Origin of the sequence: Allokutzneria sp. A3M-2-11 16, assembly GCF_024213555.1 — a bacterium.
Lineage (GTDB): Bacteria > Actinomycetota > Actinomycetes > Mycobacteriales > Pseudonocardiaceae > Allokutzneria.
On sequence record NZ_JANAVO010000003.1, the window covers coordinates 559,110 to 566,568 of the forward strand.

Annotated in this window: 8 protein-coding genes; 2 read left to right on the forward strand and 6 right to left on the reverse strand. The window is 70.5% G+C overall.

Annotation, left to right across the window (positions count from 1 at the left end; genetic code table 11):
• Window positions 1-23 precede the first annotated feature (23 nt).
• The 5 genes from NLX83_RS24355 to NLX83_RS24375 all read right to left on the reverse strand — a co-directional run bounded on the left by NLX83_RS24355 (window position 24) and on the right by NLX83_RS24375 (window position 4,841).
• Window positions 24-842 carry an ABC transporter permease subunit gene (locus NLX83_RS24355; RefSeq protein WP_254237442.1) on the reverse strand — a complete coding sequence of 273 codons (819 nt, stop codon included), beginning with the start codon at window positions 840-842 and terminating at the stop codon, window positions 24-26.
• The gene (locus NLX83_RS24360; RefSeq protein WP_254237443.1) at window positions 839-1,756 is read right to left on the reverse strand and encodes an ABC transporter ATP-binding protein; all 918 of its coding nucleotides are present in this window, start codon (window positions 1,754-1,756) and stop codon (window positions 839-841) included. The genes NLX83_RS24355 and NLX83_RS24360 overlap by 4 nt, the downstream gene beginning before the upstream one ends.
• Window positions 1,757-1,966: 210 nt before the next feature.
• Window positions 1,967-2,674 carry a hypothetical protein gene (locus tag NLX83_RS24365; RefSeq protein ID WP_254237444.1) on the reverse strand — a complete coding sequence of 236 codons (708 nt, stop codon included), beginning with the start codon at window positions 2,672-2,674 and terminating at the stop codon, window positions 1,967-1,969.
• A gap of 196 nt (window positions 2,675-2,870) precedes the next feature.
• A complete protein-coding gene (locus NLX83_RS24370) occupies window positions 2,871-3,371 on the reverse strand; it encodes a methylated-DNA--[protein]-cysteine S-methyltransferase (protein WP_254237445.1) in 501 nt (166 codons plus the stop codon).
• Between the two features lie 15 nt (window positions 3,372-3,386).
• Window positions 3,387-4,841, reverse strand: a complete 1,455-nt coding sequence (locus NLX83_RS24375; protein WP_254237446.1) for a DNA-3-methyladenine glycosylase 2 family protein — start codon at window positions 4,839-4,841, stop codon at window positions 3,387-3,389.
• 108 nt (window positions 4,842-4,949) lie between these two features.
• On the opposite strand from NLX83_RS24375, the gene NLX83_RS24380 reads away from it, so the two are divergent.
• Window positions 4,950-5,765 (forward strand): isocitrate lyase/PEP mutase family protein, encoded by an 816-nt coding sequence (locus NLX83_RS24380; protein WP_254237447.1) that lies wholly within the window; start codon window positions 4,950-4,952, stop codon window positions 5,763-5,765.
• A 90-nt stretch (window positions 5,766-5,855) separates the two neighbouring features.
• On the opposite strand, the gene NLX83_RS24385 is transcribed toward NLX83_RS24380, so the two are convergent.
• Window positions 5,856-6,323 carry a VOC family protein gene (locus NLX83_RS24385; RefSeq protein ID WP_254237448.1) on the reverse strand — a complete coding sequence of 156 codons (468 nt, stop codon included), beginning with the start codon at window positions 6,321-6,323 and terminating at the stop codon, window positions 5,856-5,858.
• Window positions 6,324-6,402: 79 nt separating this feature from the next.
• Here NLX83_RS24385 and NLX83_RS24390 point away from each other — a divergent pair, with 79 nt between their 5' ends.
• Window positions 6,403-7,218: a helix-turn-helix domain-containing protein gene (locus tag NLX83_RS24390; protein WP_254237449.1), complete on the forward strand. Its 816-nt coding sequence runs from the start codon at window positions 6,403-6,405 to the stop codon at window positions 7,216-7,218.
• Window positions 7,219-7,459 lie beyond the last annotated feature (241 nt).

Genomic DNA, 7,459 nt, shown 5'->3' on the forward strand with positions numbered 1-7,459 from the left:
GGCCTTTCTCCCTGCGGCGGTGATCAGGCGTCGCGCTTGGCCAGCAGGCTCTGCGCGATGCCCAGCACCACCAGCACCCAGACGACCAGCACGATGGCCGAGACGCCGGGGTTGATCGCGTACGGCGAGGTCGCCGGGGTCAGCCCGGCCAGGTTGTGCAGCGCCTCGCCGGGCAGGTACGGCATGATCGAGTTCCCGGCCTCGCCCAGCCAGCCCACGATGCTCGGGATGACCAGCGCCACCAGTGCGGAGAGGATGCCGCCCGCGGTGCTGCGGAAGACGATGCCGAAGGCGACCGCGATCAGGCCGTAGAGCGGGGCCATGATCGCCGAACCGGTGATCAGCCGGAGGATGCGCGGATCGGCGACGCTGGCGATGTCCAGGCCCTGCGAGAGCAGGATCAGCTGGCCCACGCCGTAGGCGACGAACGCGGCGACGACGCCGACCACGTAGGTCACCACGGCGATCACGATGGCCTTCGCCGTCAGGAACTGGCTGCGCTTGGGCGAGGCGGTCAGCGTCACCCGGATCATGCCGGTGGAGTACTCCGAGCCGATGGTCATCGCCGCCATCACCATCAGCGTCAGCGCCGCGGCGTCCGCGCCCAGCAGGCTGGTGGAGACCACGTCGAAGACTTCCCGGTCGGCGATGCCGGTGCCCGTGGTCACCGCGCTGGTCAGCACGAACAGCGCCGCGGCGACCGCGGCCAGTCCGACGGCGACCAGGAGCAGGATCCTGCTGGTGCCGAGGCTCCAGATCTTGGTCCACTCCGAGCCGACGGTGGTGAACAGGCCCGAGGGCTTGTGCTTGGTCCCGGAAGGCGACACAGATGCGGTGCTCATGATCCCTGGTGCTCCTTAGCGCGGTAGCCGACCTCGTCGCGGGTCAGGTGGATGAACGCCTCTTCCAGGCCGGGGCGGCGCGGGGTGAGCTCGTGCAGCGCGATGCCGTGCCGCGCGGCCAGCTCGCCGATCTCGGCGGCGTCCACGCCGCTGATGATCAGCTCGCTGTCGGCGCCGGAGACGATGTGCGCCTCGGTGTGCTCCAGCAGCGCCACCAGCTCCGCCGCCCTCGGCGAGACGACGCTGACCTGCGCCGCCGCGCCCTGGCGGACCAGGTCGTGCACGCTGACGTCGGCGATGAGCCTGCCCTTGCCGATCACCAGCACGTGGTCGGCGGTGGCCTCCATCTCGTTCATCAGGTGGCTGGACAGGAAGATCGTCCGGCCCTCCGATGCCAGGCCCTTGAGCAGCGTGCGGACCCAGACGATGCCCTCCGGGTCGAGACCGTTGAGCGGCTCGTCGAGCATGAGCACGGCCGGGTCGCCGAGCAGCGCGGCGGCGATGCCCAGGCGCTGGCGCATGCCGAGGGAGAACTCCCCGACCCGCTTGTCCCCGGCCTTGCCGAGGCCGACCAGCTCCAGCACCTCGCCGACGCGCTTGCGCTCGATGCCGCCCGCCTGGGCGATCCACTGCAGGTGCGCCCGCGCGGTCCGGCTCTTCTGCAGCGCGGCCGGGTCCAGCAGCGCGCCGACCTCCCGCAGCGGCGCGGCCAGGCTGCGGTAGTTGCGGCCGCCGACCCTGGCGGAGCCCTTGGTCGGGGTGTCCAGCCCGAGGATCATGCGCATGGTGGTCGACTTCCCGGCGCCGTTGGGGCCGAGGAAGCCGGTCACGCGACCCGGGGACACCGTGAACGAGAGATCGTCCACGGCGACGACGTCCCGATAGCGTTTGGTGAGACCGTGAACCTCGATCATTGAGTTCCCCATCGCTTAAGAAGTGGTCGAAGTCTTGTGCACGGTCTAAATGTGCCGGGGCGGCGCCGTTCGGACATACCTCGTCCGTCACGAATCGACCATGACGTCTGTCAGGGCACAGGGTATGCGGCTGTCGCCGCAGTTCACGGGGTTGTAATCCGCTTAGTACTACAACTGGCTCGCAGATAACGCGGCTATAAATGCCGGTTATTAGTACCTATCGCGGTACTTGACACCGCGTAGCGCTCCGGCCCCCGCCGAGCCGCCGAGAATCAGCGCGTCCTCGCGCGGGTCCCGTGCGCGCAGCGCTTCGACGACGCGTTCGGCCTGCTCTTCGACCGGTTCGTCGGTGATGCCGATGATGCGGCTCAGGTGGTAGTAGTCGCCCTTCGCGGGTGGCGGTGTGAAGAAGGTCAGCTCGACCGCGCCGTCCCTGGCGACCGCGAAGCAGACCTTGCTGTTCCAGCGCCCCAGCACGTCCGTGTCCGTCCGCAGCGCCTCCTGCAGCAGCCGGGCGAACGTGCGCGCGGGCCACTCCCACGAACGGTCCCGGCCCGCGCGGGCCAGCTCCGCCTCGTACTGCGCGGCGTCGAACCGGAACTCGTCGGGCACCTCAGCCCGATCGGAGGAGTTTTCCCAGCCGTACCAAGCGATCTCGTCGCCCTCGCGGCTCATCCACACCGACAGCGCGCCGCAGCACTCGGCGATGCACTCGGCCTCGGCGATGCGCACGTTGCGCGGCTCGGCGCCGGGCAGCAGGCGGCCGGCGTCGCCGAGGACGTAGTCGGGGTCGTAGTTCGGGCCGGCGTCGAAGCACTCGGCGACGATGTCGCGCCCGTCGACGAGCACGCGCAGCTCGACGGCGCCCCAGTCGGAGTCCTTGGGCGTGAGCACGGTGACCGCCAGCTCGTTCAGCACGTTTCCACGCTAACTCCGCTGTGCCCGGAGCACTCCCGATGTTGGGCAAACGTGCCCGATAGGTGCCCGGAACGAGGCGCGAGCTGGCGGTTTCACGCAGGCTTGAAGCCGGGCCGAACGGTCAAGGTGCCGTTGCTAGGTTCACGCCGAGGGGTGGGGGAGCGTCTCCGGACGCTCCCTCCAACACCCGCCGCGGTCACTGGGCCACAAGGGAATCCCGGGTCGTCCGCTCGAAGTCGAGCAGGTGGCGCTTGCGCTCGATACCGCCGCCGTACCCGGTCAGGTCGCCGGTGGAGCCCACCACGCGGTGGCACGGGACGATGATGCCGACCGGGTTCTTCCCGTTGGCCAGCCCGACCGCGCGGGAGGCGGTCGGCCTGCCGATGCGCTCCGCCAGCTCGCCGTAGGACACCGTCTCGCCGTACGGGATCTCCTGGAGCGCGCCCCACACCAGCCGCTGGAAAGGCGTTCCGGCCAGCGCCAGGGGCACGTCGAAGTCGGTCAGCCGACCCGCGAAGTAGGCGTCCAGCTGCTCGATCACGTGATCGAATCCACTGTCCACTCTGGACCCGAAGGTGGCTTCGGCCGGGCGGTGCCGCTGCTCGACCATGTAGAGCCCGGACAGCTCGCCGTCGGTCGCGACCAGCGTCAGCGGGCCGAAGACGCTGTCGGTCACGGTGTGCTTGCGGTCAGTCATGGCTGAATCTTCTCCTTACTGCGGAAGCAGGTTGATGGGGTGGTCGCCGGTCGCCCACAGGTACTGCACGGCGTAGGCGCGCCACGGCCGCCAGGCGCTCGCGTGCGCGGTCAGCGCGGCGGGGGTGGACGGCAGACCGAGTGATTCGGCGGCGATGCGCACGCCGAGGTCGGTGGGGATGAACGCGTCCGGGTCACCGAGCGCCCGCATCGCGATCGACTCGATGGTCCACGGGCCGAAGCCGGGCAGCTCCGCCAGCTGCGCGCGGGCGCGTTCCCAGTCGCTGCCGACTCCCAGGTCGATGTCGTCCAGCTCGGCGACGAGCGAGGTCAGCGTCGTCCGCCGGGAGCGCGGCAGCGCCAAGGACTCCGGGTCGACCTCCGCCAGCGCTTCGGGCGTGGGGAAGAGGTGGGTCAGCCCGCCCATGGGGTCCTCGATCGGCTCGCCGTGCGCGGCCACGAGGCGGCCCGCGTGCGTTCGCGCCGCAGCGGTGGAGACCTGCTGGCCGAGGACCGCGCGCACGGCGAACTCGGCTCCGTCCACGGTGCGCGGCACGCGTCTGCCGGGCGCTTTCGCGACCAGTGGCTTGAGCACCGGGTCCTCGGAGAGCAGGGCGTCCACGGCGGTCGGGTCCGCGTCCAGGTCGAGCAGTCTCCGGCACCGGCTGATCGCGTTGGACAGATCGCGCAGGTCCGTCAGCGTCAACTGGCACGCGATGTGATCGGGGAGCGGCTTCAGCGCGACGATCCCGTGCCCGTGCGGCAACCGCATCGTGCGGCGGTAGGCACCGTCCCGCCACTCCTCGACACCGGGCACCGCGGTCGCGGCGAGATGGCCGAAGAGGTTGTCCGGGAACAGCGGCGCACGGAACGGCAACCGCACAGAGAGCGTCCCGGAGGACGGCGCCTGCTTGGCGCGCTTGCGGAGTTCGGTCGGTGACAGCGCGAAGACCTCGCGCACGGTGTCGTTGAACGAACGGATGCTGGCGAAGCCGGACGCGAGCGCGACATCCGACATGGACAGCGTGCTCGTCTCGATGAGGATGCGAGCCGACTGGGCACGTTGGGCTCGTGCCAGCGCCAGCGGACCCGCGCCCAGCTCCGCGCGCAGCAGGCGTTCGAGCTGGCGCGTGCTGTACCCGAGCTGCGCGGACAGGCCGGGCACACCGTCGCGGTCGACCACGCCGTCCGCGATGAGCCGCATCGCGCGCGCCACCACGTCGGCCCGCTCGTTCCACTGCGGCGATCCCGGGCTGGCGTCCGGGCGGCAGCGCTTGCACGCGCGGAAACCGGCCTGCTGGGCGGCTGCCGCGGTGGGGTAGAAGCGCATGTTCTCCGGCTTGGGCGGGGCGACGGGGCAGCTCGGGCGGCAGTAGATCCGCGTGGTCAGCACCGCGCAGAAGAACCACCCGTCGAAGCGGGAGTCCTTCGACTGGACCGCGCGGACGCACCGTTCCCTGTCGTTGTGCATGCCCCCAGCCTCGCCCGCCCGCGACGGTATTGCTAGCGGAAAAACGACACGGACGATGATGTCGTTTTCCTGCTGGACTCCGGCGGCGGGCTGGGGTGGACTGTGGCCATGACGAAAAGCCGCCAGGAACAGGCTGAGCTGTTCACCTCCTTGCACCACAACGATTCCGTGCTCGCACTGCCGAACGCGTGGGACGTGATGAGCGCGCGGCTGGTCGAGCTGGAGGGTGCGGCGGCCATCGCCACCACCAGCGCCGGGGTGGCCTGGAGCCTCGGCGCCGCGGACGGCGACCAGCTCGACCGGGACCGCGCGATCGACCTCGTGGCGCGAGTGGTCGCGGCCGTCTCCGTGCCGGTCACCGCCGACATCGAGAGCGGCTTCGGTGTTTCGGCCGATGACGTGGCGGAGACCATTCGCGGCATCGCGGCCGCGGGTGCCGTCGGCGTCAACCTGGAGGACGCCCACCACGGCGGCGACTCCCCGCTGCGCCCCACCGCTGAGCAGGCAGAACGCCTCGCGGCGGCCCGGGAAGCCGACGCCGCGCTCTACATCAACGCCCGCGTGGACGTGTACCTGCGCGCGGTCGGCGACCCGTCCACGCGGGTGGAGGCGACCCTGGAGCGGGCGCGGGCCTACCTCGACGCGGGCGCCAGCGGGATCTTCGTCCCCGGTGTCGCCGACGCGGAGACGATCTCCTTGCTGGTCAAGGAGATCAGCGCGCCGCTGAACGTGCTCGTCGGCCCGGGCTCGCCGACCGTCGCCGAGCTGGGCGCGCTGGGCGTCGCGCGCGCCAGCCTGGGTTCCGGGCTCACCCAGGCCGCCTACGCCGTGGTCCAGCGCGGCGCGCGGGAGATGCTGACCAGCGGCACCTACACCGCGACCGCCGACGCACTGGACTTCGGCACCCTCAACTCCGCACTCTGACCCTCCGCGCTCTGACCCTCCGCGCTCGGACCCGAGATACACCGGTCTTCAAGTACCGCGAACCCCCGCCCAGAGCGTCGCAAACCGCTACTAACCCTGCTCGTACATCGCCGCCACGGCCGCGTCGATCTCCTCCTTGGGGACGTCGCGGTCGTGGCGGGCGACGCACCAGCGGATGCCGAACGGGCACCGCAGGACGCCGAGCCGGTCGCCGGAGAAGGTGTCGTCGATCGGCGTCAGCACGGTCGAGCCGGTGGCGACGGCCTTCTCGAAGACCGCGTCCACGTCGGCCGTCCACAGCGTGATCGTGAACGAGTTGCCCTCGGCGGGCGGGCCGACGATGCCGTAGTCGGGCATCGGCTCGGAGAGCTGGAACCGCCCACCGGCGAGCGCGATCTCGGCGTGCGCAACGGAACCGTCCGGCGCGTCGAAGCGGTCGATCACCTCGGCGCCGAAGACGTCCTCGTAGTAGGCGAGGGCCTTGGCGCTGTCGGGGACGGCGAAGAACATGGTCAGGGCGGGGCTCCCGGACGGAGCCGGGCCGGTGCTGTTCGACATGCGTGCATCCTGTCTCCGTGGTGCGCGCGGCGGCTTGGACAAACGCGACACCGTCAGACCCGTTTGCCATCCTGTGCGGGTGGACAACGCGACGACCAGCGTTCACGGGCTCCTCGGCACCGGCGATCCCAGCTTCCGGCTGGACCGGGTGCCGGTGAGCGCCGAGCTGGGCGCGTTCGTCGAGCGGCACTGGATGACCAGCTGGGACATGCCCGCCGGGCGCAGCGCTTCGGTCACCCTGCTGCCGCACCCCTGCGTGAACCTGGTCTTCGACCGCGGACAGCTGATGATCAGCGGAGTCGGCCGCGACCGGTTCACCTACACCTACCAGGGGCGCGGCCAGGTCTTCGGGATCAAGTTCCGCCCGGGCGGTTTTCAGCCGTTCTACGGCGGTCCGGTCGCCGAGCTGACCGACCAGGTCCGTCCACTGTCGACACTGTGGGGCTCGGCGGCCACGGTCTTCGCCGACGAACTCGCCGGAGCCTCAGGGCTGGACGGCTTTGTCGCGGTAGCCGAGCGGCACCTCCGTGCGCACTGGCCGCCTCCGGACACGGAGGTCGCGCGCGTGGGGCGGATCGTCCGGGCACTGCTGCACGACCGCACGGTGACCCGCGTCCAAGACGTGACCGAGCGGTTCGGTCTGTCGATGCGCACGCTGCAACGGCTGTTCCAGCGCTACGTCGGAGTGAGCCCGAAATGGGTCCTGAAGCGGTACCGCCTGCACGAAGCCGCCGCCCTGCTCGCCTCGGGCAAGGGCGGGGACTGGACAGAACTCGGATACTTCGACCAGTCACACTTCATCCGCGACTTCACCCGGGCGATCGGGATGACGCCGTCGGCGTACATGGCGGCGCTTGGGGATCATGGATTTGGGGTATTCCCGACGTATGTCTGAGCATCCGTATCCATTGCCGCCGGGACCGGGTCCGGTGCCGCCTAATCCTACTCCGCCTGTTCCTGGGCCGGTGCCTCCGCAGCCGCCTTGGCCTGCGCCGCCGAGTTCTTGATTTTTCTGGGCTTCCTGCGAGGCTGGGCTTCCGGCTTGCGCCGGTACCAGCGGTGGGGTCGGCTTGACCTGGGGGCCCCTTGCGCGTGCCCTTGGGCCTCTCGGGGGCACGGGATGAAACCCCGGCCCT